Below are 26,011 nucleotides of genomic sequence, written 5' to 3' on the forward strand. Positions count from 1 at the left end.
CCCATGTCCATTCCCCTGACCCAAGAAACGGCGCCGCTGCTGCAGGTCCGGCGACACCTGCCCTGGGGCCTGGCCGGCCTGTCGCTGCTGGCCTTCGTCGGCGTGCCCCTGGTGGGCAACGACTATTGGCTCAATGCGATCCTGATCCCGTTCCTGGTGCTGTCCCTGGCCGGGCTCGGCCTCAACCTGCTGACCGGCTACACCGGCCAGACCTCGGTCGGCGCCGCCGGCTTCATGGCGGTCGGGGCGTTTGCCACCTACGGCTTCCTGCTGCGCCTGCCGGAGCTGGGCCTGCCTGTGGCGCTGCTCGGCGGCGGGCTGATCAGCGCCGCGGTGGGCTGGCTGTTCGGCCTGCCCAGTTCGCGGATCAAGGGCTTCTACCTGATGGTCACCACCCTGGCGGCGCAGTTCTTCCTGGAGTGGCTGTTCGTCAAGTTTCCCTGGTTCTACAACTACGGCTCCTCGGGCACCATCTCGGCGCCGCGCCTGAGCCTGTTCGGCCATGACCTGAACACCCCGGTCGGGCGTTACCTGCTGACCCTGGCCTGCGTGTGGCTGCTGACCTGGGTGGCGCTGAACCTGGTGCGCAGCCAGGTCGGGCGCAACTGGATGGCGATCCGCGACATGGACACCGCCGCCGCGGTGATCGGCATCCCCGTGGCGGGCTACAAGCGCCTGGCGTTCGCCGTCAGCTCCTTCTACCTGGGCATCGCCGGGGCGTTGTGGGCCTTCGCCTACCTGGGCACCGCCAGCGCCGGCAGCTTCGATATCAATCGTTCGTTCCAGATCCTGTTCATCATCATTATCGGCGGCATGGGCAGCGTGGCCGGCAACTTCGTCGGCGCGGCCTTTATCAGCCTGCTGCCGATTTTCCTCAGTCACGCCGGGCAAGCGCTGTTCGGCGGCGCGGTGGATGCCGGGCAGTTGCAGAACCTGCAGAAAATCATCTTCGGCGTGCTGATCATCCTGTTCCTGATCAAGGAACCCGAAGGGCTGATCCGCCTCTTGCACAACCTGCGGCAACGGCTGGGCTACTGGCCGCTGCGCTTCTGAATCCCACCCCTGACTAGAGAGACGACATGCGTGCATCCCTGAAACGTTCCCTGGCCGGCGCCGCGGCGGCGCTGGCGCTCCTCGGCGGCGCGGCGCCCGCGCTACAGGCCGCGCCGGACCAGCAGTTCTTCCCCCTGGCCACCTACCGGGTCGGCGCCTACGCTTCCAGCGGCGTACAGGTGTGGGCCGGGATGATCGACTACCTGAACTACATCAACCAGGTCGAAGGCGGGATCAACGGGGTCAAGCTGGTGTGGCAGGAATGCGAGACCGAGTGGACGGCGGAGAAGGGCATCGAGTGCTACGAGCGCTTCAAGAACGGCCTGGACGGCGCGCCCGTGGCGATCTACTCGCCCAACGGCGCCCCGGCGGCCTACGCCCTGAGCGAGCGCGCCGAAGTCGACAAGATCCCCTTGATCACCCTCGGCTACGGCCGCACCGAAGCCACCGACGGCACGGTGTTTCCCTATAACTTCCCGGTGATGCTGACCTTCTACAGCGAGGCCTCGACCCTGGTGAACTACATCGCCGAGCGCGAGGGCGGCTTCGACAAGCTCAAGGGCAAGAAGATCGCCACGGTCTACCACGACTCGGCCTATGGCCGCGAAACCCTCGGCCCGCTGAAGCTGCTGGCAGAGAAATACGGCTTCGAGAATATCCAGATCCCGGTGGCCGACCCGGGCAACGAGCAGTCGGCGCAGTGGCGCCAGGTGCGCCAGCAGAACCCGGACTGGGTGTTCCTGCGCACCTGGGGCGTGTCGACCCCGGTGGCGGTGAAGACCGCCGCGCGCTTTGGCTTCCCGGTGGAGCGGATCATCGGCGATATCTGGGCCAGTTCCAGCGAGGACGTGTTGCCGGCGGGCGCGGCGGCCAAGGGCTACCTGGCGCTGACGCCGTACCCGGCGGGCAGCGACTTCGAGATCCACAAGCGCCTCAAGCAGTACATCCTCGATACGGGCAAGAGCGACCTTGCGGACCTGAAGAATTTCGGCAGCGTCTACTACAACTCCGGGTTGGTGAACGCGGCGGTGGCGGTCGAGGCGATCCGCACCGCCCAGGGCAAGTTCGGCAAGCGCCCGCTCAACGGCGAGGAAGGGCGCTGGGGCCTGGAACACCTGAACATCGACGACGCGCGGCTCAAGGACATCGGCTACCTGGGCCTGATGCAGAACCTCAAGCTGTCGTGCCGCGACCACGAAGGCGGCGGTTCGGCGCGGGTGCAGCAGTGGGACGGGGCCAACTGGACCCTGATCAGCGACTGGATCGCCGCCGACCGGGCCACGCTGCGGCCGTTGATCGACGCGAAGTCGGCGGCCTTCGCCAAGGAGAAAAACCTCACGCCGCGCACCTGCGCCGGACAGGAGTGAGTCATGGGCCAGACCGCCACGGCCGCCGCCGAACCGCTGTTGCAGGTGCGCGATATCGAAGTGATCTACGACGGCGCGATCCTCGCGGTGGCCGGGGTGTCGCTGGAGGTGCCCAAGGGCGCGATCGTCGCCTTGCTCGGCGCCAACGGCGCCGGCAAGAGCACCACGCTCAAGGCGATTTCCGGGTTGCTGCGGGCCGAGCGCGCGGAGGTCAGCCGCGGCTCGATCGCCTTTCTCGGCCAGGACACGGCCGGCGTCGACCCCAGCCAGCGAGTGCGCCAGGGCATGGTCCACGTGCTGGAGGGGCGCCATGTGTTCCCCCAATTGAGCGTGGAAGACAACCTGCGCAGCGGCGGTTTCGTCCGCGGCCTGGGCCGTCGCGAGCTGGCCGCCGACCTGGAGCGGATCTACGCCTGGTTTCCGCGTTTGCAGGCCAAGCGCAAGACCCGCGCCGGGCTGACCTCGGGCGGCGAACAGCAGATGGTCGCCATCGGCCGGGCGCTGATGACCCGGCCCGGCCTGGTGCTGCTCGACGAGCCGTCCATGGGGCTGGCGCCGATCATCGTCCAGGAGATCTTCGAGATCGTCGCGCAACTGAACCGCGAGGCGCAGGTGAGCTTCCTGATCGCCGAACAAAATATTAATGTGGCGCTCAAGTACGCGACCCGCGCCTACGTGCTCGACACCGGACGCGTGGCCTTGTCCGGAACGGCCGAGAGCCTGCTGGCCCGTGGCGACCTGCATGACTTCTACCTAGGCAAACACTGACCCGTGAGAACCCCATGAACCAACCCTCCAACGGACAGGCGACCCGCGCCACCCGTGACGCCGATGTGCTGATCGTCGGCGGCGGCCTCAGTGGCGCCTTGCTCGCCGCGCAACTGCTGCGCCTGCCGGGCCGGCGCCGGCTGCTGGTGATCGAGCCGCGCAGCGAGCTGGGCCGCGGCGAGGCCTACAGCGCGGTCGAACTGGGCCACACCCTGAACGGCAACGCCGCGCGCATGAGCGTCGACCCGGACCATGCCGACGACCTGAGCCGCTGGCTGGGCGACTATATTGCCGCGGGCGGCTGGCCCGAGTCGGACCAGCAGCACGTGCCGGTCAGCGAACTGTTTCCACCGCGCGGGATCTTCGGCCTGTACGTGCAGCAGCGGCTGGCCGAGGCCCAGGCGCTCGGTGCCGTGCAGGGTTCGACGGTGGACCATGTGCGCGCCGAGGCGGTGGATCTGCAGACGAACGCCGACGCCGCCGTGCTGACCCTCGACGACGGCCGCCAACTGCGTGGCGCCCGGGCCGTGCTGGCCACCGGCATGTTCCCCGCGGCGCGCACCCCGCAGACCGAATCCAGCGGCCTCAACGCCGCCGCCCTCGACCCCTGGGACGTCGCGGCCATGGCCCGGCTCGACCCGCGGGCGACGGTGCTGATCATCGGTTCCGGGCTGACCATGGTCGATGCCGTGGTGTCCCTGGAGCAGGCCGGGCATCGCGGGCCGATCGAGGTGTTCTCACGCCACGGCCTGTTGCCCCATGTGCGCCGCCAGCCGCCGACCTGGGCGGATTTCCTGGCCGAAGATCACAGCCTGCGCAGCCCGCGCCAGTTGCTGCGCGAGTTGCGGCGTCAGTGCCACGAGGCGTTGGCGGCCGGGGTCGACTGGCAGGCGCCGCTGGACACCGTGCGCGCCCATATCGGCCGCTTGTGGAGCCAGGCCACGGACGCGCAGCGTCGGCAGTTCGTGCGCCATGTGCGGCCGTGGTGGGAGAGCCATCACCACCGTTCGCCGCCGTTGAGCGCCGAGCTGGTGGCGCGCCTGCATGCAGAGGGCCGGCTGCGGATTCACGCGGCGTCGTTCAAGGGCCTGGAGCCGGCGGCGGACGGGGGGCTGGCGATCAGCATCCGCCGTCGCGGCGAGACGCAGGCGACGCAGGTCGCGGGGGCCGCGCTGATCAATTCCAGCGGCATCGAATACGACTGGCGCCGGGTCGCCCGGCCGTTGCCGCGACAACTGCTGGCCCGCGGGCTGATCCAGCCGGGGCCGCTGGCCCTGGGCATCCGCGCCGACGCCGGCGGCGCCGTGCTCGACGCCCAGGGGCGGGTCGCCGAGCGGTTGTTCGCCATGGGCCCGCCGCTGCGCGGCATGTGGTGGGAAAGCACCGCCGTCACCGACGTGGCCAGCCAGGCCAAGGCGCTGGCCGCGCGCTTGGCGGCGCTGGGGTAAATCGCCGCTTTGCGGCTTTCGCGGGCAAGCCTCGCTCCTACAGGAACGCCTTGAACTGTAGGAGCGAGGCTTGCCCGCGATGCTCTTGGGGTCAAACCGCGTTGACGCTGACCCAGCGCTGTTCGGCGGCCGCCAGGCGGATCGCCGCCGCCAGCCGTTCCACCTGCAGGGCCTCCTGGAAGTCGGTGCCGCCTTGCCCCTGGCCGTTCAGGGCCAGGATCAGTTCGTGCACCTCCAGGGTCTTCAATTCGTTGTAGCCCAGCTGATGCCCCGGCGCCGGGCTGAAGGCGGCGTAGCCGGGCAGGGCGGGGCCGGCCAGCAGGCGCTGGAAGCCCGAGTCGCCGGCCCGGTACAGGCGCAGCTCGTTGAGGCGTTCCTGGTCGAAGGCCAGGGTGCCGCGGGTGCCGCTGATCTCGAAGCTCAGGTGGTTCTTGTAACCGTGCTTGAGCCAACTGCTGCTGAAGGTGCCGCGGGCGCCGCTGGCGAAGCGCAGCAGGGCATGGGCCTGGTCGTCGATGGCGATGGGGCGGCGTTCTTGGCTGCCGGCGCTGGCCGGACGCTGGCGGTGCACGGTCTGGGTGTCGGCGCAGACCGCCTCGACCTCGCCCAGCAGGTAGCGGGCCATGGCCAGCAGGTGACTGCCCAGGTCGGCCAGGGCACCGCCCGCGTGCTGCGGCTCGCAGCGCCAGGAGAAGGGCGAGTCCGGGTCGGCCATGAAGTCTTCGCTGAACTCGCCCTGGAAGCTGACGATGTCCCCCAGTTCGCCGCTGTCGATCAAGGCCTTGGCCTGCACGATCATCGGGTTGTGCTGGTAGTTGTAGCCGACCCGGGTCACCACCCCGGCAGCCTGGGCCGCGCGTTGCATCTGCTGCGCCTGTTCGACGCTGACCGCCAGCGGCTTTTCGCAGTACACCGCCTTGCCGGCCTGCAAGGCGGCCATGGCCATGGGGAAGTGCAGGTGGTTGGGGGTGGTGATCGCCACCAGATCGACCTTGGGATCGTCGATCAGCTGTTGCCAGTCGCCGTGGGCCCGGGCAAAACCCCAGGCCGCGGCGCACTGTTCGGCGCGCTGGCGGTCGGCATCCGCCAGGGCCGCCAGGCGCAGGCGCACCGGCAACTCGAACACCGCGCTGACATTGCGGAACGCCAACGCATGGGCCCGCCCCATGAAGCCGGTGCCGATCAAACCTATTCCAAGTTCACCCATAACCGGACCTTTCAGAATTGTTGTTGTAAGGAGGGGTATTTATGGAATAAATATTCTCTAATTTCAATCTGTAGAATAATTTTTCTTTCGTGCGCCTCCGATGGGTGAACCAAGCGCAAAAAAATGGGTGCAATGACTGTTCATTGCACCCATCCGTCTACCACGCGCCGTCGGGGTCAGAAGCGGAAGCTGAACCCCAGGTTGACCGCGCTGCCGCCACCCTGGCTGGACACCAGCCCGGTGTAGTTCAGCGACACCAGGGTGTCGCGGGTCATGGCCATTTCCGCGCCGGCCTTGACCACGGCGCCGTCACGCGACACCGGGGCACTGTTCACGGCAAAGGCCGCCTCGCTGCCGGCGAACCGCAGCGAGCTCTCGCGATCCAGTTCGCCGTACTGGTGCTCCCAGCCCAGCTCGCCACGCAGGGTCAGCGAACGGGTGGCGCTGACTGGCAGTTGCGTATGGCCGCGCAGGCCGAGGGTCGAGAGCGTCGCGTCCTGGCTTTGCTTGCTGGCGTGCAGGGCCGCCGCGCTGCCGTGTTCCTTGAACGAGTCGCTCTGGAAGTTGATGTAGGCGAGGTTGGCGAACGGCTCGAAGGCTGCCCAGCCGGCGTAGCCGATCTCGCCGAACAGCTGGTCGGTGCGCGCGTTGTAGCTGGCCTTTTCATGGGCCGACTGGTTGCCGTACACCAGGTCGCGGGACGTGTCGAAGCGGTGCCAGGTCGTTCCTCCTCCCAGGCGCAAGGCGATGCTGTCGAAGCGTTTGCCGCCATAGAGCGACAGGTGATAGTTGTCGCTGTCCGCCGAGGTTCTCGATGAGCCGTTCAGATCGGTCTTGGTATAACCGGTAGCGGCCCCGACGCGCCAGCCGTCGCCGACCTCGGTGTCCAGGCCCAGCAGCACGCCACTGGTGGAGGTGCTGTAGCGGCTGGCGTTGTGATCGGCGTCGACCTGCTGGTGGCCGCCGAGCAATTGCACCCAGCCGCCGTTGCTGCTGGCCTGGATAGCCTTGGCGGTGTCCAGGGCCTGGGCCTGTTGCAGCCGACCGTTGACCGCGTCCCGCAGGTAACGGCTGTCGGCAATCTGCGCGGCCGCGAGGTCGGCGTGCACCTGGCCGTCGAGCTGGTCGAAGGCCTGGCGGGCCTGTTCCGCCGAGTCGGAGGCCAGGATGCTCTCATACACCGGATTGCCGGCGGCCAGGGTATCGGCCGCGGTGGCCACGGCCCGCTGGTTGCGGGTCAGGGCGACGCTGGCGAAGCGCGTCTGATTGCGCTCGATGCCCAGGCTCAGCTGGTTCGGCTGGTAGTCCAGGCCGAGGTCGAGGAACAGAAAGCCGGGTGCGACCGAGGCGAACCGCCCGTTGATCCCCTGGCTGGCGCTGAGGATGTTGAACTGCTGGCCCAGGAAGCTGCTGGCCTGGGCCGCGGACAACAGATTGGGGCTGTTCTCCAGGGACAGGGTGACCTGCCCGCCGTTGAGGGTGGCGACCCCGGTGCTCTGGATCATGTCGGTCTGTCCGTTGGGCGCCACTTCGACCGCGTAGACCGAGCCTGGATTGAAGGTCACATCGCCGGTGTGCAAGGTGCCGACCGAATGCCCGGGCGCCACGCTACCGCCGTTGTTCACCACCAGGGTGCCTATGCTGCCGTTGCCGGCCAGGGTGCCGCCGGTGCGGGTGAGCACCCGATTGTTGGGGTCGACGGTGCCCACCGCGCTGCCGTCGACGGTCACGGTCGAGGTCAGCGAGCCGTCCACCGAGAGCTTGCCGCCGCGCAGCCAGGTGCTGCCCGAATAGCTGCTCTGGCCGTCGAGTACCAGCTCGCCGTCCCCCGACTTGGTCAGGCTGCCGACATAGGTCTGGCCGGTGAGCGGGTCCAGGCCGCGGGTCAGCGCCGCCTGCTCGCGGGCCGTGCCGATTGCATACTGGAAGCGATCGTCCGCCGAGGCGTCGGCCGGCAGGCCGTTGACCCAGCCTTTCTGCTGCTTGATCGCGCTCCAGGCGGCCTGCTCGCTGGCGTCTTCGGCGCGGCGGGCGCGGATGGCCTGGTCGGAGATGTCGTTGGCCCAGATATCCCGGGTGCCGCCGGGCAACGCCACGGACAGCGCGCCGACGAACTGCCCCGGGCCCTGCATGGCTTTCTTCAGGTTGGGCAGGCCCCAGCCGTTGACTGCACCCGGAACCTGCGGGGTTCCCGGGGCGGCGTCATGCACCGGTTGCAGGTTGTCGTAGGTGCGTCCGCCGGTACGCTCGCCGACCGGGGTGTCCGGGCTGTCCGGTGCCTGCAGGGTGGCGGTGGTCAGCAAGACGTCGCGGGCCTGGCTCGCCGTCAGGTAGGGGAAGCGCTGGATCACCAGGGCCAGGGCCCCGGAAACGCTTGGCGCGGCGGCCGAGGTGCCGTTGGCGTTGGGGATGATCTCGCCTTCCGGACCGGCGGACGGAGTCCCGGAAACGCCCATCACGCACCACCATTTCGAGGTGCCGCAGCGGTTGTAGACCTGGGCGCTGGTTTCGTCGTAGCCGGTGATGGACAGCCACTTGGACTCCAGGTCCGGCTTGAAGTAGGGCAGGTTGGCGTTGGTGTCCGGGTTGGCGCCGTGGCTGTCGTTGCCGGCGGAAATGATCTGGATGAACGAGTACCGCCGGCCGGCGTCGGCCATGGCGTCCATCCAGGTCTTCTGGCCGGCCTGGGCCTTGTCCCAGAAGGGGCGGTAGGCGGCGCTCATGTCCCGGAGGATGTCAGCCGGGCTGTCGCCGACAGTGCCGAAGTGATTCTCCACGTCGTTGCGCGAGTTCTGTCCCCAGCTCTGGTTGACGATCGACACCTGCTTCTGCGCCAGCGCGTCGTAGCTGGCCATGAAGGCGTTGTAGTCGAGGTCGTTGGAGCCCTGGTAACGGTCGTTGTCGCTGCCGCCGGTGTTGGCGATGAACAGGTTCGCGTCAAACGCGATACCGTGCATGCCGGTGCCGTTGCGACTGGCTCCCAGCACACCGGACATTTCCGTGCCGTGGCCGTCGTTGAAGCTTGGGTCGTATTCACCGGAAATGCTGAAATGCTCGCCTTTCTGGAACTCGCCGGCCGGTACTTCGAGCCGGTAGCGCGGGTGGGTGGCGTAGTACTCGCCGCTGGAGGTGACCGCCTGTACGCGCCTCTCGCCCTGGGCATTCTGGCCCTGGAATTCCGAGTGCGCGCTGAGAATGCCCGAGTCCAGCACCCCGACGTTCACGCCCTTGCCGGTAATGCCCAGGGCATAGGCGTAATACGCGTTGGTGCGGTCGAGGCCGGCATTGACCTGGGCCTCCGGGGTCTTCCAGGTTTGGGCGTTGTCGCTCCAGTTGCGGGTCGCCGTGGACCATGACTGACCGGCGTTCAATTGTGGGTGCAAGTCTGTCGCCACGCCCGGTTCTATATAGGTATAGGGCTGGGCACTGGGCAGGTTGGCAATAATGGCGTTGGCGAACTCGAAGATGTTTTCGGTGTAGCGACCCGAGTTGCTGAACAGGCGGCTTTTATAGCGATCCAGATTGTTGCTGTAATCCAGCGGCTTGCTGGTATCGCCAAGCATTGCACTGATCGACAGGTTCTCGGCCTGAAGTTCGTAATGCTGCTTAAGCAATGAATCGAACTTTGCAGACTGTGCGGCAAACTCTTTGGCTGCGAGGTCCAGGGTATTACCGACGCCGAAACGCAAGTTGGTGTAAACCGCCGTGCCAGGGGCAAATGAGGCCGCGGCGTTTCTGAAGGCCGCCTCCAGGACTTGTGGCGTGTAAGGCGTATTGGGCGCCGAGGTGTCGGCCAACGCCACCTGGCCCTGGCCCAGCCACAGGCCGATCGCCAGGGCGATCGGGGCCGGGGAGGGTGATTTGAAGCGCTTGCCTGCGGTGTTGCCTGAATCAATACCTGCTACGTCCATTTCCTTTCCCTTTGAGGATGTCCTTGGTTGAAACTGCTGTTTCGGTTTTTGTAATAGGCAGGGTTTTACAGCGGACAGAAACAGTGGCGCTGTTTCCGACCGAGGGGGTGTTCTTATTGTTTGTGCGGGGCAGTTGTCCTTACTGGCCGCTTGATACTCACTAGGTGGTACATATAAAGAAATCGATAATCGGCGAATCGTTCTTTATGGCGTGGCGTGGTTGTTTTTCTTTAGGGCACTCCTATACAGCCACTTGTTTTTAAACAAGGGTCTTTCAAGTGAGTGGTGTTTGAAAGTTACAGCGAGAAGGGTTATAGCATGGTGAAAGGCGATGTAACAAAATATTTATAAATTGCTACACACTCGATACCTGAACTGTGACGGACTTGGTTTTCCATTTAAACGGGCCAGGGGGCGATGTCCTGGCGCGCTAATGAAAAAGGCAGCCCGCAGGCTGCCTGGGGGGGGACGGCGAGGGTCGGTCAGGAAAGGAAACCGCCGTCCACGTTCAGCGACACGCCGGTGGTGTAGCTGGACGCGTCGCTGGCCAGGTAGAGCACGGCGCCGGCCATTTCGCTCGGGTCGGCCACGCGCTTGAGCGGGATCTGCGCCAGGGCGGTCTTGAGGATGGCGTCGTTCTTCACCAGCGCCGAGGCGAACTTGGTGTCGGTCAGGCCCGGCAGCAGGGCGTTGCAGCGGATGCCGAACGGCGCGCATTCCTTGGCGAAGACCTTGGTCATGTTGATCACCGCGGCCTTGGTCACCGAGTAGATGCCCTGGAAGACCCCCGGCGACACGCCGTTGATCGAGGCCACGTTGATGATGCTGCCGCCGCCGTTGTCGCGCATCAGCTTGCCGGCTTCCACCGACATGAAGAAGTAGCCGCGGATGTTCACGTCGACGGTTTTCTGGAAGGCGCCCAGGTCAGTGTCCAGCACGTTGCAGAACTGCGGGTTGGTGGCGGCGTTGTTGACCAGGATGTCCAGGCGCCCGAACTGTTCGCGGATGCCGGCGAACACCTGGCTGATCTGCTCCATCTCGCCGATGTGGCAGGCGATGGCGGTGGCCTTGCCGCCGGCGGCGACGATGGCGTCGGCCACATGCTGGCAGCCGTCGAGCTTGCGGCTCGAGACGATCACATGGGCGCCTTGCTGGGCCAGCAGCTTGGCGATGGCTTCACCGATACCGCGGCTGGCGCCGGAGACGAAAGCGATCTTGCCGTCGAGGTCGAACAACTGAGTCTTGGACATGGGGTTTCCTTGTTATGGAGCCGCGATCAGAGGCTGGATTTATCGATGACTTGCAGGCTCATGTGCTCCAGCAGCTTGTTCATGTGGATGAACTGCGCGAAGCGCTTGTCCTGGGTCTGGCCATGGAAGAAGCGGTAGTAGATCTGCTGCACGATGCCGGCCAGGCGGAACAGGCCGTAGGTGTAGTAGAAGTCGAAATTGTCGATCTTGATCCCCGAGCGTTCGGCGTAATAGTCGACGAACTGCTGGCGGGTCAGCATGCCCGGGGCGTGGCTCGGCTGGCGGCGCATCAGTTGCACCGGGGCCGGGTCGCCGGCTTCGATCCAGTAGGCCAGGGTGTTGCCCAGGTCCATCAGCGGGTCGCCCAGGGTGGTCAGCTCCCAGTCCAGCACGCCGATGATCTGCATCGGGTTGTCCGGGTCGAGGATCACGTTGTCGAAGCGGTAGTCGTTGTGCACGATGCTCGAGGTCGGGTGGTCGGCCGGCATCTTGTCGTTGAGCCAGGCCTTGACCGCTTCCCACTTGGGCGCGTCGGGGGTCAGGGCTTTTTCGTAGCGGTCGCTCCAGCCGCCGATCTGGCGCTTCACGTAGCCTTCGGGCTTGCCCAGGTCGCTGAGGCCGCAGGCCTGGTAGTCGACGCGGTGCAGTTCGACCAGTTTGTCGATGAAGCTCTTGCACAGGGTTTCGGTGCGGGCGGCGTCGAAACCCAGTTCCGGCGGCAGGTCGGAGCGCAGGATGATGCCCTTGACCCGTTCCATCACATAGAACTCGGCGCCGATCACCGACTCGTCGGTGCAGTGCACATAGGCTTTCGGGCAATACGGAAAGCCGTCCTTGAGCTGGTTGAGGATGCGGTACTCGCGACCCATGTCGTGGGCCGACTTGGCCTTGTGGCCGAAGGGCGGGCGGCGCAGGACGAATTCCTGGCCCGGGTATTCCAGCAGGTAGGTCAGGTTCGACGCGCCGCCCGGAAACTGGCTGATCTGCGGGGTGCCGGTCAGGCCCGGAATATGTGCCTTGAGGTACGGATCGATCAGGTTGGCATCGAGTTCCTCGCCGGAGCGAGTACGGGTGGACTGGTCAGTAAGCGTCATGCTTATCCCTTCTGCTTATTCTGGAGGCCAGAGATTATTGGCTAATCTAATGCGCCCACCGGAGCGTCACAATCGCCGGGGCCCTTTATAGGTGAGCGTGTTGCCGGGCAATCATTGCTTTTGATACAAGCGTTTGAAAGTCCCCGGCTTCACTCTAGGCTCTAGTGCGAAAAGTCGGCGAGCGAAAGTCAGGCAAGGCAAAAACAGGCGAGGAAGCGGAGTGTAGGAGCCTACATGAGCATTCCGAGCCTGTTTTTAACGCAGCATGGCTGAGCGTAGCCACTTTTCGGACAGAGCCCGGTTCAGTTGGCTTCGGGCAGCGCGACGGGGGTCAGCAGCGGCTGGCCGGCGAAGTGCGCCAGCAGGTTCTTGCCCACCAGTTCCACCGTGTCTCGGGTGGCTTCCGGCGACAGCCCGGCGACATGGGGTGTCAGCACTACGTTGTTCAGGGTCTTCAAGGCATCCGGCACGCGCGGCTCGTCGTCGAACACGTCCAGGGCCGCGCCGGCGATGCTGCGCTGTTCCAGGGCCTGCAACAGATCGGCGCTGTCGACCACGCTGGCGCGCGCGATATTCACCAGGAAACCCTCCGGGCCCAGGGCCTGCAACACGGCCTGGTCGATCAGTTGGCGGGTGCCGACGCCGCCGGGCGTGGCGACCACCAGGAAGTCCGAGTGCCGCGCCAGTTCGGTCGGGGTCGAACAGAAGCAGTAGGGCACGTCGTTACGGATCTGCCGGTTGTGGTAGCTCACGCTCATGTCGAAACCGTTGGCGCAGCGCTTGGCGATGGCCAGGCCGACCGCGCCCAGGCCGAGAATGCCCAGGCGCTTGCCGGCCAGGGACGGGCGCATGACTTTCGGCCACTCGCCGCGGCGCACGGCGGCATCGGCCCGGGGAATGTCGCGCACCAGTGACAACAGCAGCGCCAGGGCATGGTCGGCCACCGACGAGGCGTTGACCCCGGCGCCGTTGGTCACCGGGATCCCGCGGTTACTCGCGGCTTGCAGGTCGACCTGTTCGTAGCCGGCGCCGATTACGCAGATGATCTGCAAGCGCGGCAGGGCGGCGATTTCTTCGGCGGTCAGGCCCAGGGGGCCGCGGGTGAGCACCACGTCGATCTGCCCGGCATGGGCCTTGATGGCCGCCGCCCGTTCGCCGGGGGTTGGCGCGAGGATCAGGTGGAACCCCTGGTGTTCGAGAATCGGCAGGTAGTCGTTGATGGTTTCGACCAGGACCAGAACGGTGGCGGGCATGCGTGACTCCTGAAGGACTGAAGAGGGAGGGGCAGCGTACGGCGCATCGCCAGCACCCGATGCGTTGCGCAAGGGCTCAAGATTGCGGGTTGCAGAGGGCTTTTGGCAAGGCGCCGCCAGCGCCGTCCGACACCCGATGATGACCGCAAGATGACTGGTGCCTTCAAGGGTCCATCGCCAGCAAGCTGGCTCCTACAGGAGTGCGCTCGGTCGCGACATTGCGCCTGCTCCGATTCTATAGGCGCGAGCTTGCTGGCGATGAAGGCCGAGAGAGCAGCGATGCTTTCAAAGGCCAATCGCCAGCAAGGACCTCAGAAGCGGATATCGGCGCTCTTGAGGCATTGGGCGAAAGCACCGTTGAGGGTCGCATTGTGGTGGTCGATGATCGCCCGAGCCGGGAGCAGGGGCGTGTCCATGCAGGTATGGGCGTCTTCCGCCAGCACGGCGGCGAAGCCCAGGTCCATGGCAGCGCGGCAGGTGGCGTCGATGCAGTACTGGGTTTTCATGCCCACGATCACCAGCCCGTCGATCCCCTGGGCCCTCAGGTGTTCGGCCAGCTCAGTGCCGGCAAAGCAATTGGGCCGGGTCTTGTCCAGCCGGCGGTCGTCGCGATCGAGCCGCAGTTCCGGCACCAACTGCCATGGCGCGCTGCCGGCGGCGATGGGCGAGCCTTGCGGACCGGTATGGCGCACGGCGATGACCGGCGCACCCGCTTGCCGGGCACGCTGGATCAACTGGTTGATGTTATCGAGTACGCGCTGTGCCTCGAAGGGCTGCTCCGGTCCGTGAAACAGGCCGACCTGCATATCGATAATCAACAGGGCAGGGCGCTGGGCGAGGGATGAGGACATGGTGTTTCTCCTTGTGAGCCGCAAGGACGGAGAAACAAAAGGCCCCGTCCATCGCTGGCGGGGCCTTGGGTTTTACTGCGCTGTTGTCAGCTCATGCAGCGACCCCACGACCCGCCGGAAGCAGTCGTGGTGGTAGTGCGGGCGAGGCGGCGCGGGAAAAGAGTCATGGCGCCGATCATGAGGCCCGGGTTCAGGCGCTGTCAATGCGCGCCATGAGCCTTGTCTGTGCTGGGCAGCACGTATGTTCGCAGGGCCGGCGAGCCTGCCGCGGGCCCGGTTTACGGACGCCGGCGGCGGTGCAGGGGCCGCAAAGTACCGGTCCAGGCACCTGCACCGCTAAACCGTTCCTCAGCTAAGTCTTTGCTTCTGCTGAGTAATCCCGGACAATCGCGCCCCTGTTTCGGCGAGGGCTCTGTCTGTCGGGTATTCCGACGCGTCCTGGCCGGGTGGCAAATGACCGGAATGTGGAGATCCCACCGGATGAATGATCAGGCCAACAGCGTTGATCAACGCTTTGAAGCGGCAGCACCAGCGACCCTCGCCAGCTGGAACCGCCATGACACTACTTGGATGCTGGGCCTGTTCGGCACCGCCATCGGTGCGGGAACCCTGTTCTTGCCGATCAACGCGGGCCTTGGCGGTTTCTGGCCGCTGCTGGTGCTGGCGCTGCTGGCCTTCCCGATGACCTTCTTCGCCCACCGCGGCCTGACCCGTTTCGTGCTCTCCGGACGCGAAGGCGCGGACATCACCGACGTGGTGGAAGAACACTTCGGGATCAAGGCCGGGGCCCTGATCACCTTGCTGTACTTCTTCGCCATCTTCCCGATCCTGCTGATCTACAGCGTGGCCCTGACCAACACCGTGGGCAGCTTCATGGAGCACCAACTGCACATCATGCCGCCGCCGCGCGCCGTGCTGTCGCTGGTGCTGATCCTCGGCCTGCTGGCCGTGGTGCGCTGCGGCGAGCAGGTGATCGTCAAGGCCATGAGCCTGATGGTCTATCCGTTCATCGTCGCCCTGGCGTTCCTCGCGGTGTTCCTGATCCCGCACTGGAACGGCGGTATCCTCGCCACCGCGAGCGACGTCCCCGCGCCTTCGGCGTTCCTGCACACCCTGTGGCTGGCGATCCCGGTCATGGTGTTCTCGTTCAACCATTCGCCGATCATCTCGGCCTTTGCCGTGGACCAGAAGCGTCGTTACGGCCAGCACGCCGAGGAACGCAGTTCGCAGATCCTGTCCCGCGCCCACCTGCTGATGGTGGCGATGGTGCTGTTCTTCGTCTTCAGCTGTGTGCTGACCTTGTCGCCGGCGCAACTGGCCGAAGCCAAGGCGCAGAACCTGTCGATCCTGTCGTACCTGGCCAACCACTTCAGCAACCCGACCATCGCCTTCGCCGCGCCGCTGATCGCTTTCGTGGCCATCGCCAAGTCGTTCCTGGGGCACTACATCGGCGCCAGCGAAGGCCTCAAGGGGCTGATCGTGAAGAGCGGCCGCCGTCCGGGCGCCAAGGCCCTGGACCGCATGACCGCGGCCTTCATGTTGGTGGTGTGCTGGATCGTCGCCACGCTCAACCCGAGCATCCTCGGCATGATCGAGACCCTGGGCGGCCCGGTCATCGCGGCCATCCTGTTCCTGATGCCGATGTACGCCATCCGCAAGGTGCCGGCCATGGCCCGCTACCGCGGCCAGGCGTCCAACGTGTTCGTCACCCTGGTAGGCCTGGTGGCGATCTCGGCGCTGGTCTATTCCCTGAGCGCTTGACCCGCCGGCGGCTCGTCGCCCCTCGGCGGCGGGCCAATGCTTGAGCGAACCCAAGCACGGCCATGACTGCGCATCGAGCGCGGCATGGCCGTTTTTTTGCCTGGAAGAAAGCGTCGGGCGGGGGCACGCCGTTACGGAGCGCAGGCTTCGATCGGGCAATGACGTATTGGCCAGGACGAAACAGGCCGTGGCAGCCTGGCGGGCGCAGGGGGCTTTAGCGTTGGATGTCGGGTCGCCATTGTCGTGGCGGGAGAGGCTGTTCCACCGCCGTGGGGCAGGGCGCCAGCCAGGGGATCAGGCCGGTGATGGGGCCTGGCATTTGGCACCCGGGCGGCCGGCGGCAACAAACACCGGGCATAAAAAAACGCCGCGTATCGTCGTGGGATACGCGGCGTTCTTCAGTGCCTTGCAGCCTTAGGCTTGAACCACCGGAATCTTGGCGTTCGCAGCAGCCTCACGGAACTCGGCGATCTGGTCGAAGCTCAGGTAGCGGTACACGTCCGCTGCCATGCTGTCGATCTTGCCGGCGTATTCCATGTACTCCTCGACGGTCGGCAGGCGACCCAGGATGGACGCCACGGACGCCAGCTCGGCCGAGGCCAGGTAGACGTTCGCGCCGTCGCCCAGACGGTTCGGGAAGTTACGGGTCGACGTCGACACCACGGTGGAGTTCGGTTCGACGCGTGCCTGGTTACCCATGCACAGCGAGCAGCCCGGCATTTCCATGCGCGCGCCAGCCTTGCCGTAGATGCCGTAGTAGCCTTCTTCGGTCAGCTGGTGAGCGTCCATCTTGGTCGGCGGCGACAGCCACAGGCGAGTCGGCAGTTGGCCCTTGACCTGGTCCAGCAGTTTGCCGGCCGCGCGGAAGTGACCGATGTTGGTCATGCAGGAACCGATGAACACTTCGTCGATCTTCTCGCCAGCGACGCTGGAGAGCAGGCGAGCGTCGTCCGGGTCGTTCGGCGCGCAGAGCACAGGCTCGCTGATGTCGGCCAGATCGATTTCGATGACTTCGGCGTATTCGGCGTCGGCATCGGCTTCCATCAGCTCAGGGTTGGCGATCCAGGCTTCCATCGCGCGTGCACGACGTTCCAGGGTCCGGGCATCGCCGTAACCTTCGCCGATCATCCAGCGCAGCAGGGTGATGTTGGACTGCAGGTACTCGGTGATCGACTCTTTCGACAGCTTGATGGTGCAACCGGCAGCCGAACGTTCGGCCGAGGCGTCGGACAGCTCGAAAGCCTGTTCCAGCGTCAGGCCTTCCAGGCCTTCGATTTCCAGGATGCGGCCGGAGAAGGCGTTTTTCTTGCCTTTCTTCTCGACGGTCAGCAGGCCGTTCTGGATGGCGAAGTAAGGAATGGCATGAACCAGGTCACGCAGGGTGATGCCAGGTTTCATTTCGCCTTTGAAGCGCACCAGGATCGATTCCGGCATGTCCAGCGGCATGACGCCAGTGGCAGCGGCGAACGCGACCAGGCCGGAACCGGCCGGGAACGAGATGCCCATCGGGAAGCGGGTGTGCGAGTCGCCGCCGGTACCCACGGTGTCTGGCAGCAGCATGCGGTTCAGCCACGAGTGGATGATGCCGTCGCCCGGACGCAGGGACACGCCGCCGCGGGTCATGATGAAGTCAGGCAGGGTGTGGTGGGTGGTCACGTCGATCGGCTTTGGATAGGCCGCGGTGTGGCAGAACGACTGCATCACCAGATCAGCGGAGAAGCCCAGGCACGCCAGGTCTTTCAGCTCGTCACGGGTCATGGGACCGGTGGTGTCCTGAGAACCCACGGTGGTCATTTTCGGTTCGCAGTAGGTGCCAGGACGGATGCCTTTGCCTTTTGCCAGGCCGCAGGCCTTGCCGACCATTTTCTGCGCCAGGGTGTAACCCTTGGTGCTTTCAGCGGGGGCTTCCGGCTTCTTGAACAGGTCGAACGCTGGCAGGCCCAGCTCGGCACGAGCCTTCTCGGTCAGGCCACGGCCGATGATCAGCGGGATACGGCCGCCTGCGCGGACTTCGTCCAACAGGACCGGGGTCTTCAGTTCGAAGGTGGTGATGACCTCGTCGGTACCGTGCTTGCAGACCTTGCCGGCGTGCGGGTACAGGTCGATCACGTCGCCCATGTTCATGTTCGAAACGTCGAACTCGATCGGCAGGGCGCCGGCATCTTCCATGGTGTTGTAGAAGATCGGAGCGATTTTGCTGCCGAAGCAGAAACCGCCGCCGCGCTTGTTCGGCACGTAAGGGATGTCGTCGCCGAAGAACCACAGCACCGAGTTGGTCGCGGATTTACGCGAGGAGCCGGTACCGACCACGTCGCCGACGTAAGCGATCGGGAAGCCTTGGCCGCGCATCTCTTCGATCTGCTTCATCGGGCCGGTCTTGCCTTGCTCGTCCGGAACGATGCCGTCACGGGCCATTTTCAGCATGGCCAGGGCGTGCAGCGGGATGTCGGGACGGGACCAGGCATCTGGAGCAGGGGACAGGTCGTCGGTGTTGGTTTCGCCGGTGACCTTGAACACGCGCAGGCTGATCTTGTCGTCCAGCACCGGGCGCTTCTTGAACCACTCGCCTTCAGCCCAGGATTGCAGCACGGCTTTGGCGTGAACGTTGCCGTTCTTGGCTTTTTCAGCCACGTCGTGGAAGGCATCGAACATCAGCAGGGTGTGCTTGAGTTCTTCGGCGGCGACTGGCGCCAGCTCGGCGTCGTCCAGCAGCTCGACCAGGGTCACGATGTTGTAGCCGCCCTGCATGGTGCCCAGCAGTTCAACGGCGCGCTTCTTGTCCAGCAGAGGGGAGGTGACTTCGCCCTTGGCCAGAGCGGAGAGGAAACCGGCCTTGACGTAAGCGGCTTCGTCGACGCCTGGTGGAATGCGGTTGGTGATCAGGTCAACGAGGACGGCTTCTTCGCCAGCGGGGGGATTCTTCAGCAGCTCGACCAGGCCTGCAGTTTGTTCGGCGTTTAGCGGCTGGGGAACGATACCCAGTGCTGCGCGCTCTTCGATATGTTTGCGGTAGGCTTCAAGCACAGTATTACCCTCATCAGTGGTCCCAAATGGGTGTCCGGGACGCTCATCCCGAAATTGCCGTACTCATGCGCTGCGTGACGTTGTGGGTCACTTAGCCAGAATTACCGACAATTCCTTACAGAAGCTGCTTTCAAAGTTTTACGCCTGCAGAACGGGAGCTGATGAGGGTTGGCGCTGGGCTTTCCCCGCTGGAAAGACCCATCGCCAACACCGCTCTGAAGGAACGACTGTGCTCGTGACGCTTTGAAAACAGCTTCTAACGGACATTGGCGCCTAAAAAGGCTGGCTGATTCTACGGCAAAAAAAAATTAAAGGTAAGACAGGCTGTATTGGACTTTGGTGGCGAATCGCGGTGCCGGGCCAAGGTGCGCGCGGCAAGGCGCGGGCCTGCCTCGCGGTCGCCGTCCACGCCCGACAGACCCTGAACCCCTGAAGTTTGAGGGGTGATCAATGTTGGACAAAGGGCTAACATGCGGGCCTGTTTCGATTTTTTCCGCGTATTGCCTACTTATGCCCAATCAGACGATCAAGACCCCCTGCGTCGGCCTCTGCTCCACGGTCTACGGTGACCTGGTGTGCCGTGGCTGCAAGCGTTTCCACCATGAAGTGATCCACTGGAACGGCTACAACGAGGAAGAAAAGCACGCGGTGTGGCTGCGCCTGGAGCAATTGCTGGTGCAGGTGATGGCGGCCAAGCTGGAGGTGTTCGACCCCCGGCGGCTGCGCGAGCAACTGGAGCAGCGCAAGATCCGCTTCGTGCCGCATCAGTCGGAGTATTGCTGGGCCTACCAGTTGATCGCCCGGGGCGCGCGGGTCATCAACCAGCTGGACGCCTACGGGATGGTGCTGCTGCCGGAGTTCCGCGACTGGGAACTGCCGGAATTGCGCGATGCCATCGATCGGGAGTTTTTCCTCCTGTCGGAAGCCCACTACCAGCGCTATATCGCGCCGGGGTTTCTCAAGGATGCCTTTGGCGCCTGAGCCTCAAAAGCATCGCGAGCAAGCTCGCTCCTACAAGTGATTGAGTGAACGACGCAAATTCTGTAGGAGCGAGGCTTGCCCGCGATGGCGTCGGCCTCGATCAAGGCTTGGCCGCCAGCTCCTCCAGGTGGTCCATGATCTCGTCCGTCTTGAGCACCAGCACGTCGCTTTCCAGGGCATCGAGCACCACTTCGGCGGTGTTGCCGATCAGCGCCCCGGAAATCCCGGTGCGCGCCACGGTGCCGATGATGGTCACCGCCGCTTGCAGCTCATGGGCGATGTGCGGGATCAGCACGTCCGCCGGGCCTTCCTCGATGTGCAAATGGTGGTCGTCGACATCGAATTCGGCCTGGAACGCCTTGCACTGCTCGCGGTAGCGCGCCTCGATGGTTTCCTTGAGCTGGAACACCGGGTCGGCCGCCGACAGCATCGGCGACGGGTGGGCGCTGATCACATGCAACTGCGCCTTGGCCAGGCTGGCGATATCGAAACCGTGGTCGACGATGCTGGCATGCAGGCTGCGGTGTTCGCCGTCGGCGTTGCCGACGTCGATAGCCGCCAGGATCACCCCGCCGGTCCAGGGCTTGGCGGTCTTCACCAGCAGCACCGGGGTCGGGCAGTAACGCAAGAGCTTCCAGTCGGCGGGGGTGAGCAGGGCCTTTTTCAGCGGGTTGTCGGCAACGTGCTGCTTGATCACCAGGCCGCAGCCTTCGGCCTGCTGCACGTCGATGATGGTGCTGTGCAGGCTGTCGTTCCAGGCCTGCTCGGTGGTCACACTGTAGCCTTCGCCGAGCAGGCTGCTCTTGAGCACGCTCAACAGCGCCGAATGCTCGTGCTTCTTGTCGCACACCAGCAAATGCAGGTGAGCCTGGGTCACCCCGGCAATCAGCTTGGCGCGCTTGAGCGCGAGGCTTTCGCCAAGCGAGGGCTCGATGACCACCAGGATGCTGCGGATGGCTTGCATGGTCGGGATCTCCAGAGGGGGAAGAAGGCTGCGTTGCACAACTATAGTTGCTGCGCGTCGCCGTGGATGTTGATGCACATCAAGCGCCGCGGCTGGTGGTCTGCGGCGCGGCCGGTATAATCGGCGCCCTTCGCCGTGAACCCCTATGCCGTGAGCCCCATGTTATCGATCCCTGAAGTCGCCTGTGCCCTGTCTTGCGCGTCCGCCACCGTCGCGGGTGGGCAGCCATGAACCTGCCGGAAATCCACGAGTTCCTCGGTTGCCGCACGCCGGATGCCTGGGTCGAAGCGGCCCTGGCGGATCAGGAAACCCTGTTGATCGACCACAAGAACTGCGAGTTCAAGGCGGCCAGCACGGCCCTGAGCCTGATCGCCAAGTACCACTCCCATGTCGATCTGATCAACATGATGTCGCGCCTGGCCCGGGAAGAGCTGGTGCACCACGAGCAGGTCATGCGCCTGATGAAGCGGCGCAAGATCGAGCTGCGCCAGTTGTCGGCCGGGCGCTATGCCTCGGGCCTGCGCAAGGTGGTGCGCAGCCACGAGCCGGTGAAGCTGGTGGACACCCTGGTGGTCGGCGCCTTTATCGAGGCCCGCAGCTGCGAGCGTTTCGAGGCGCTGGTGCCGCACCTGGACGAAGAACTGGGCAAATTCTACTTCGGCCTGCTGAAAAGCGAGGCCCGGCATTTCCAGGGCTACCTGAAGCTGGCCTATCAGTACGGCGACGCCAAGGACATCGCCCAGGTAATCGACAAGGTGCGCGCCGCCGAGCGCGAACTGATCGAATCGCCGGACGTCGAGTTCCGTTTCCACAGCGGCGTGCCTGGCGCGTAAGGCGCCTGTCTGTCGAAAAATGCGGGCAAATTGTAAAAAACTCTTAAAAGTATGAAAGATTGCTGAAAACCGGCCGTTCGAGCCGGTTTTTGCGGGGTGCCCTGCGTTCAGATTTATCCGATGCCGCTTATACTGCGCGCACTCAAATTGTGCGTTCTCAGACTGGTATGTATGGATAACCCGGGTCTTGGCAAAGTATTGCTGGTGGAAGATGACGAGAAGCTCGCCGGGTTGATCGCGCACTTCCTCTCCCAACACGGTTTCGAAGTCCTGGCGGTGCATCGTGGCGATGTGGCGCTGGCGGCCTTTCTCGAATTCAAGCCGAAAATCGTCGTGCTCGACCTGATGCTGCCGGGCCAGAGCGGCCTGCACGTGTGCCGGGAAATTCGCAGCCTGGCGGACACGCCCATCGTCATCCTGACCGCCAAGGAAGACGACCTGGACCATATCCTGGGGCTGGAGTCTGGCGCCGACGATTACGTGATCAAGCCGATCAAGCCGGCGGTGCTGCTGGCCCGCCTGCGAGCCCTGCAACGTCGCCAGGTGCCGGAGCCGGTGGTGCGCGGCGCGCTGGCGTTCGGCAGCCTGGCCATCGACCGCAGTTGCCGGGAAGTGCGCCTGGCCGGCGAGCTGATCGAGTTGACCACCATGGAATTCGAGCTGCTGTGGCTGCTGGCCAACTCGGCGGGCAAGATCCTCTCTCGCGACGACATCCTCAACCGCATGCGCGGCATCGCCTTCGACGGCCTCAACCGCAGCGTCGACGTCTACATCAGCAAGCTGCGCGGCAAGCTCCACGACAACCCCCGCGAGCCGGTGTGCATCAAGACCATCTGGGGCAAGGGGTACCTGTTCAATCCGTTCGCGTGGGAGCTGTAGATGCTGCGTCTGTTCCTGGGGCTGTACATCGTCCTGGCCATCGGTTTCGCCGGCGCGATCACCGCGGTCGACCATATTTTCACGGCGATTCTCGAGGACCCGCTGGAGACCTACAACCGCAACGCGGTGCGCGGCCCGGCCTATAGCCTGGTGGAGCAACTGCGGCCGCTCGACGGTGCCGAACGCGAGCAGCAATTGCAGGCGCTGCGGCCGCATTACGGCTTGCAATTGAGCCTGGTCGACCGCGCCGCGTTGCACCTCGACGCGCGCGAGCAGGCCTTGCTCACCGCCAACCAGCTGGTGGTGCGGGAAAAGTTCACCCACTACATCGCGCGCATCGACCAGGGCTCGCAGCTGTTGAGCATCAAGCTGCCGGAAGAACCCTCGCTGACCTGGCTCTATACCATCGCCGCCTATGCCTTGCTGGGCGCGCTGGTGGGCATCGTCTTGTATTTCTGGGTGCGTCCGCACTGGCGCGACCTGGAGCAACTGCGCCTGGCCGCCCAGCGTTTCGGCGACAACGACTTGAGCGCGCGCCTGCACCTGTCGCGGCGCTCGAACATTCGCGAGCTGGCCGAGCACTTCAACCGCATGGCCAGCCGCATCGAAGGCCTGATCGCCAATCAGCGCGAGCTGACCAACGCGGTGTCCCACGAGTTGCGTACGCCCATCGCACGGCTGTCGTTCGAGCTCGACCAGCTCAAGCAGTCGGACCCGAAACACAACGGCGAGCTGATCGCTGACATGTACGCCGACCTCGGTGAACTGGAGGAAATGGTCTCCGAACTCTTGACCTACGCCAGCCTGGAGCGCGGCGCCACGGTGATCAGCCGGGAGAATATCCAGGCCCGCAACTGGCTCGACAGCGTGGTCGGCAGCGTGGCCCTGGAGGCGGAAGCGGCGGGGGTGCAGATGTCGATCCGCGCCTGCGAGGTCGAGTGCATCAGCATCGAGCCGCGCTTCATGGCGCGGGCGCTGATCAACCTGCTGCGCAACGCCATCCGCTACGCCGACCGCCGTGTCGAGATATCCCTGAGGCTGGTCGGGCAGGGCTACGAGGTCCAGGTCAACGATGACGGCCCGGGCGTGCCGGTGGACGGACGGAAGAAAATCTTCGAGCCGTTCTCGCGCCTCGACGCCAGCCGCGACCGTCGTACCGGCGGCTTCGGCCTCGGCCTGGCGCTGGTGCGCCGGGTGTCGCAATCCCACGGCGGCCAGGTCGAGGTGACGGATTCGCAATGGGGCGGGGCGTCGTTTCGCATGACTTGGGCGCACTCCGAGTAAGCGGCGCCTGGTGGATCCTTTCGCGAGCAAGCTCGCTCCTGCCAGAAGTCGGCAATCCTGTAGGAGCGAGCTTGCTCGCGATGGCGTCATCGCACTCAGAAACTCAAGGTACGCGAGCGCTGGTGGTCCCTGGAATAGGAACTGCCGGGGCCGCCACCGGCTGCGCCTGAAGGACGAAGCGCGGCGGTGGCGGGCTCGCGGGGGGCGGTGGCGCGGGCGGCGGCGGACCCTGGAGGCTGATGCCGCCCAGCAGCGCGCCGAGCAAGAGAGGGGATAAGCGGCCAGGCATGCGGCCTCCGTGGGGCAGGGGGTGCGCTTATGCTAGGGCCGCGGCCGCGGGCAATCTTTGCCAGCTTTGTCGTAAAACTGTCAAAGACTGTGAAAACCCTTCACTTAGCGTTGCAGGTCCAGGCGCGCATGCCATTGGGCGATGGATTCCTGCGGGTAGTGCTCGAACTGCACGTCATGGGGATGCCAGTCGATTTCCACCCAGGGCGCCCTGGAGTCGAGCATCAGGTGGGTGTGTTCCGGCGGCACCGGCAACGGCGTGTCGATGGCCGAGGCGAACGGGTGGATCAGCTCCGGCCACTCGGGGCTGAACAGCCACAGCCCGGAACTGCAGAGGCTGCAGAAATGCCGTTCGGCGCTGCTGCGCCGGGCGCGTTTGCCGGGTTCCTCGAGCCGCGCGTGGTAGATCGTGATGTGTTGGCGGCCGCGGACTTTCAGGCTCGCCGCGTCGCCGCCAAGGTTGATCGCATAACCGCCGCCGCCCTGGGTCTTGCGGCAGATCGAGCAGTAGCAGCGCTGATAAGGGTAGGGGTGGGCGCTGTCCAGGCTGAAATGGACGGCGCCGCAATGGCAGGAACCTTCGAGTCGCATGATGACCTCCGACACGTCGCGGGCAGGGAACCACAGCCTAGTTGATGAAACTTTCACAACCGCTGCCGTAAGCTGCGCGCCTCTTTGGGGAGTAACCTGCTGCCGGGTCGTCCGGTAGCGCCCGTATCAACATTCTCGGCAACCTGCCGTGGTACGGGCACCTTCTGGTTGGTGAGACCATCGACATACCTGCGCTGAAGTCGGGCGCGTGGGCATGTCGTGGACTCAAGCCCGACCGGAAAACCCAACATGAACCCAGTCTCGATTCTCTTCCTTGCCCTCGCCATGTCCACCGATGCCTTCGCGGCCGCGGTCGGCAAAGGCTCCAGCCTGCATAAACCGCGTTTGCTCGAAGCCCTGCGCATCGGCCTGATTTTCGGCGTGATCGAAGCCATCACTCCGGTGGTCGGCTGGTTCATCGGCCAGGCGGCGGCGCAATGGGTGGCCAGTTGGGACCACTGGATCGCCTTCGGCCTGTTGCTGGCGCTCGGCCTGCACATGATCCACAACGGCCTGCAACTGGAGCAGGCGGCGCAGGAGCAGGACGCGCCGAAGCAGCACGGGTTCTGGCTGCTGGCGGTCACCGGTTTCGCCACCAGTATCGATGCCCTGGCGGTGGGCGTGGGGCTGGCCTTCGTCAACGTCAACATCTGGGTCGCGGCCACCGCCATCGGCCTGGCGACCATGACCATGGTCACCCTCGGGGTCATGCTCGGTCGCGCCATCGGCACGGTCATGGGCCAACGGGCGGAGATCCTCGGCGGCATCGTGCTGATCATTGTCGGCTCGAGCATTCTCTACGAGCACTTGTCGGCCCTGGGTTGACTCTATAGTTACTTCAGGGTTTTTACTGTCGACTCTCTCAATCAGGAGTGATCGACATGAGCTTTCTCGAACGTTTGCTGGGCGGCCACCGCAGCCGTGGGCATGGCGGTTATCAAGGCGGGCATCACGGTGGCGGGCATGGTGGCGATGGATATGGTGGTGATGGATATGGCGGTGGCCATGGCCCGCGTTCCGGCGGCGCCGCGCCGCCCGTGGGCGGCCCGCCTTGCCCGGGCTGCGGGGCGAACAATGCGCCCAAGGCACGGTTTTGCCAGCAGTGCGGCACTTCGTTGGCGCCCGGGGCCTGCGCTCAATGCGCCGCGCCCCTGGCGGCGGGGGCGCGGTTCTGCGGGCAGTGCGGCAACGCCTCCGGCTGAGG

20 protein-coding genes are annotated in these 26,011 nt (G+C 65.0%); 11 read left to right on the forward strand and 9 right to left on the reverse strand.

Annotated features, from left to right (window positions below; all coding sequences use genetic code 11):
- Positions 1-3: 3 nt before the first annotated feature.
- From BTN82_RS11935 to BTN82_RS11950, 4 genes are read left to right on the forward strand one after another with little or no spacing between them, the layout of a single operon-like run.
- Positions 4-1,053 carry a branched-chain amino acid ABC transporter permease gene (locus tag BTN82_RS11935; protein ID WP_075119316.1) on the forward strand — a complete coding sequence of 350 codons (1,050 nt, stop codon included), beginning with the start codon at positions 4-6 and terminating at the stop codon, positions 1,051-1,053.
- A 26-nt stretch (positions 1,054-1,079) separates the two neighbouring features.
- Positions 1,080-2,420, forward strand: coding sequence for an ABC transporter substrate-binding protein (locus BTN82_RS11940; RefSeq protein WP_075119317.1), 1,341 nt, complete (start codon positions 1,080-1,082; stop codon positions 2,418-2,420).
- 3 nt (positions 2,421-2,423) lie between these two features.
- Positions 2,424-3,188 (forward strand): ABC transporter ATP-binding protein, encoded by a 765-nt coding sequence (locus BTN82_RS11945; protein WP_075119318.1) that lies wholly within the window; start codon positions 2,424-2,426, stop codon positions 3,186-3,188.
- Positions 3,189-3,202: 14 nt separating this feature from the next.
- Positions 3,203-4,636 carry an FAD/NAD(P)-binding protein gene (locus tag BTN82_RS11950; protein ID WP_075119319.1) on the forward strand — a complete coding sequence of 478 codons (1,434 nt, stop codon included), beginning with the start codon at positions 3,203-3,205 and terminating at the stop codon, positions 4,634-4,636.
- A gap of 91 nt (positions 4,637-4,727) precedes the next feature.
- Here the strand turns inward: BTN82_RS11950 and BTN82_RS11955 are convergent, their stop codons facing one another.
- From BTN82_RS11955 to BTN82_RS11980, 6 genes are all read right to left on the reverse strand, one after another.
- Complete coding sequence (locus BTN82_RS11955) at positions 4,728-5,843, reverse strand: Gfo/Idh/MocA family protein (protein WP_075119320.1); 1,116 nt, start codon at positions 5,841-5,843, stop codon at positions 4,728-4,730.
- Positions 5,844-6,019: 176 nt separating this feature from the next.
- Entirely contained in the window at positions 6,020-9,754 is a 3,735-nt protein-coding gene (locus BTN82_RS11960; protein WP_075119321.1) for an autotransporter domain-containing protein, read from the reverse strand.
- Between the two features lie 482 nt (positions 9,755-10,236).
- Positions 10,237-11,004 (reverse strand): SDR family oxidoreductase, encoded by a 768-nt coding sequence (locus BTN82_RS11965; RefSeq protein ID WP_075119322.1) that lies wholly within the window; start codon positions 11,002-11,004, stop codon positions 10,237-10,239.
- Between the two features lie 26 nt (positions 11,005-11,030).
- Positions 11,031-12,098 carry a phosphotransferase family protein gene (locus BTN82_RS11970; RefSeq protein WP_075119323.1) on the reverse strand — a complete coding sequence of 356 codons (1,068 nt, stop codon included), beginning with the start codon at positions 12,096-12,098 and terminating at the stop codon, positions 11,031-11,033.
- Positions 12,099-12,400: 302 nt separating this feature from the next.
- The gene (locus tag BTN82_RS11975; protein WP_075119324.1) at positions 12,401-13,351 is read right to left on the reverse strand and encodes a 2-hydroxyacid dehydrogenase; all 951 of its coding nucleotides are present in this window, start codon (positions 13,349-13,351) and stop codon (positions 12,401-12,403) included.
- 311 nt (positions 13,352-13,662) lie between these two features.
- Positions 13,663-14,202 carry a cysteine hydrolase family protein gene (locus BTN82_RS11980; protein ID WP_075119325.1) on the reverse strand — a complete coding sequence of 180 codons (540 nt, stop codon included), beginning with the start codon at positions 14,200-14,202 and terminating at the stop codon, positions 13,663-13,665.
- Between the two features lie 480 nt (positions 14,203-14,682).
- Here BTN82_RS11980 and BTN82_RS11985 point away from each other — a divergent pair, with 480 nt between their 5' ends.
- The gene (locus BTN82_RS11985; protein ID WP_075119326.1) at positions 14,683-15,963 is read left to right on the forward strand and encodes a serine/threonine transporter; all 1,281 of its coding nucleotides are present in this window, start codon (positions 14,683-14,685) and stop codon (positions 15,961-15,963) included.
- 414 nt (positions 15,964-16,377) lie between these two features.
- Here the strand turns inward: BTN82_RS11985 and acnB are convergent, their stop codons facing one another.
- Positions 16,378-18,987 carry a bifunctional aconitate hydratase 2/2-methylisocitrate dehydratase gene (gene acnB / locus BTN82_RS11990; protein ID WP_075119327.1) on the reverse strand — a complete coding sequence of 870 codons (2,610 nt, stop codon included), beginning with the start codon at positions 18,985-18,987 and terminating at the stop codon, positions 16,378-16,380.
- A gap of 510 nt (positions 18,988-19,497) precedes the next feature.
- Between acnB and BTN82_RS11995 the strand changes: the two genes are divergently transcribed.
- A complete protein-coding gene (locus BTN82_RS11995) occupies positions 19,498-19,968 on the forward strand; it encodes a DUF1289 domain-containing protein (RefSeq protein WP_075119328.1) in 471 nt (156 codons plus the stop codon).
- Between the two features lie 100 nt (positions 19,969-20,068).
- Here BTN82_RS11995 and BTN82_RS12000 read toward each other — a convergent pair whose 3' ends face one another.
- Positions 20,069-20,932, reverse strand: a complete 864-nt coding sequence (locus BTN82_RS12000; RefSeq protein ID WP_075119329.1) for a universal stress protein — start codon at positions 20,930-20,932, stop codon at positions 20,069-20,071.
- A gap of 227 nt (positions 20,933-21,159) precedes the next feature.
- Between BTN82_RS12000 and BTN82_RS12005 the strand changes: the two genes are divergently transcribed.
- The 3 genes from BTN82_RS12005 (at position 21,160) to BTN82_RS12015 (ending at position 23,928) form a co-directional block, all read left to right on the forward strand.
- The gene (locus tag BTN82_RS12005) at positions 21,160-21,765 is read left to right on the forward strand and encodes a tRNA-(ms[2]io[6]A)-hydroxylase (RefSeq protein ID WP_075119330.1); all 606 of its coding nucleotides are present in this window, start codon (positions 21,160-21,162) and stop codon (positions 21,763-21,765) included.
- A gap of 171 nt (positions 21,766-21,936) precedes the next feature.
- On the forward strand, positions 21,937-22,644 hold the full coding sequence (locus BTN82_RS12010; protein WP_075119331.1) for a winged helix-turn-helix domain-containing protein: 708 nt from the start codon (positions 21,937-21,939) through the stop codon (positions 22,642-22,644).
- Positions 22,645-23,928: an ATP-binding protein gene (locus tag BTN82_RS12015; RefSeq protein WP_075119332.1), complete on the forward strand. Its 1,284-nt coding sequence runs from the start codon at positions 22,645-22,647 to the stop codon at positions 23,926-23,928.
- A gap of 393 nt (positions 23,929-24,321) precedes the next feature.
- Here BTN82_RS12015 and BTN82_RS12025 read toward each other — a convergent pair whose 3' ends face one another.
- On the reverse strand, positions 24,322-24,807 hold the full coding sequence (locus tag BTN82_RS12025; protein ID WP_075119333.1) for a GFA family protein: 486 nt from the start codon (positions 24,805-24,807) through the stop codon (positions 24,322-24,324).
- A gap of 249 nt (positions 24,808-25,056) precedes the next feature.
- Here BTN82_RS12025 and BTN82_RS12030 point away from each other — a divergent pair, with 249 nt between their 5' ends.
- Positions 25,057-25,632: a manganese efflux pump MntP family protein gene (locus BTN82_RS12030; protein ID WP_075119334.1), complete on the forward strand. Its 576-nt coding sequence runs from the start codon at positions 25,057-25,059 to the stop codon at positions 25,630-25,632.
- A 56-nt stretch (positions 25,633-25,688) separates the two neighbouring features.
- Complete coding sequence (locus BTN82_RS12035; RefSeq protein WP_075119335.1) at positions 25,689-26,009, forward strand: double zinc ribbon domain-containing protein; 321 nt, start codon at positions 25,689-25,691, stop codon at positions 26,007-26,009.
- Positions 26,010-26,011: the final 2 nt, after the last annotated feature.

Source organism: Pseudomonas chlororaphis (assembly GCF_001921865.1).
In the GTDB taxonomy this organism is placed as follows: Bacteria; Pseudomonadota; Gammaproteobacteria; order Pseudomonadales; family Pseudomonadaceae; genus Aquipseudomonas; species Aquipseudomonas chlororaphis_D.

Coding starts and splice junctions, on each gene's coding strand:
- BTN82_RS11945 (WP_075119318.1), top strand. CDS start 2,424: ATGGGCCAGACCGCCACGGCCGCCGCCGAACCGCTGTTGCAGGTGCGC.
- BTN82_RS12005 (WP_075119330.1), top strand. CDS start 21,160: ATGAACCTGCCGGAAATCCACGAGTTCCTCGGTTGCCGCACGCCGGAT.
- BTN82_RS11965 (WP_075119322.1), bottom strand. CDS start 11,004: ATGTCCAAGACTCAGTTGTTCGACCTCGACGGCAAGATCGCTTTCGTC.
- BTN82_RS11935 (WP_075119316.1), top strand. CDS start 4: ATGTCCATTCCCCTGACCCAAGAAACGGCGCCGCTGCTGCAGGTCCGG.
- BTN82_RS11960 (WP_075119321.1), bottom strand. CDS start 9,754: ATGGACGTAGCAGGTATTGATTCAGGCAACACCGCAGGCAAGCGCTTC.
- BTN82_RS11955 (WP_075119320.1), bottom strand. CDS start 5,843: ATGGGTGAACTTGGAATAGGTTTGATCGGCACCGGCTTCATGGGGCGG.
- BTN82_RS12015 (WP_075119332.1), top strand. CDS start 22,645: ATGCTGCGTCTGTTCCTGGGGCTGTACATCGTCCTGGCCATCGGTTTC.
- BTN82_RS12010 (WP_075119331.1), top strand. CDS start 21,937: ATGGATAACCCGGGTCTTGGCAAAGTATTGCTGGTGGAAGATGACGAG.
- BTN82_RS11995 (WP_075119328.1), top strand. CDS start 19,498: ATGCCCAATCAGACGATCAAGACCCCCTGCGTCGGCCTCTGCTCCACG.
- BTN82_RS12030 (WP_075119334.1), top strand. CDS start 25,057: ATGAACCCAGTCTCGATTCTCTTCCTTGCCCTCGCCATGTCCACCGAT.
- BTN82_RS11980 (WP_075119325.1), bottom strand. CDS start 14,202: ATGTCCTCATCCCTCGCCCAGCGCCCTGCCCTGTTGATTATCGATATG.
- BTN82_RS11940 (WP_075119317.1), top strand. CDS start 1,080: ATGCGTGCATCCCTGAAACGTTCCCTGGCCGGCGCCGCGGCGGCGCTG.
- BTN82_RS11950 (WP_075119319.1), top strand. CDS start 3,203: ATGAACCAACCCTCCAACGGACAGGCGACCCGCGCCACCCGTGACGCC.
- BTN82_RS11975 (WP_075119324.1), bottom strand. CDS start 13,351: ATGCCCGCCACCGTTCTGGTCCTGGTCGAAACCATCAACGACTACCTG.
- BTN82_RS11970 (WP_075119323.1), bottom strand. CDS start 12,098: ATGACGCTTACTGACCAGTCCACCCGTACTCGCTCCGGCGAGGAACTC.
- BTN82_RS12000 (WP_075119329.1), bottom strand. CDS start 20,932: ATGCAAGCCATCCGCAGCATCCTGGTGGTCATCGAGCCCTCGCTTGGC.
- BTN82_RS11985 (WP_075119326.1), top strand. CDS start 14,683: ATGAATGATCAGGCCAACAGCGTTGATCAACGCTTTGAAGCGGCAGCA.
- BTN82_RS12025 (WP_075119333.1), bottom strand. CDS start 24,807: ATGCGACTCGAAGGTTCCTGCCATTGCGGCGCCGTCCATTTCAGCCTG.
- BTN82_RS12035 (WP_075119335.1), top strand. CDS start 25,689: ATGAGCTTTCTCGAACGTTTGCTGGGCGGCCACCGCAGCCGTGGGCAT.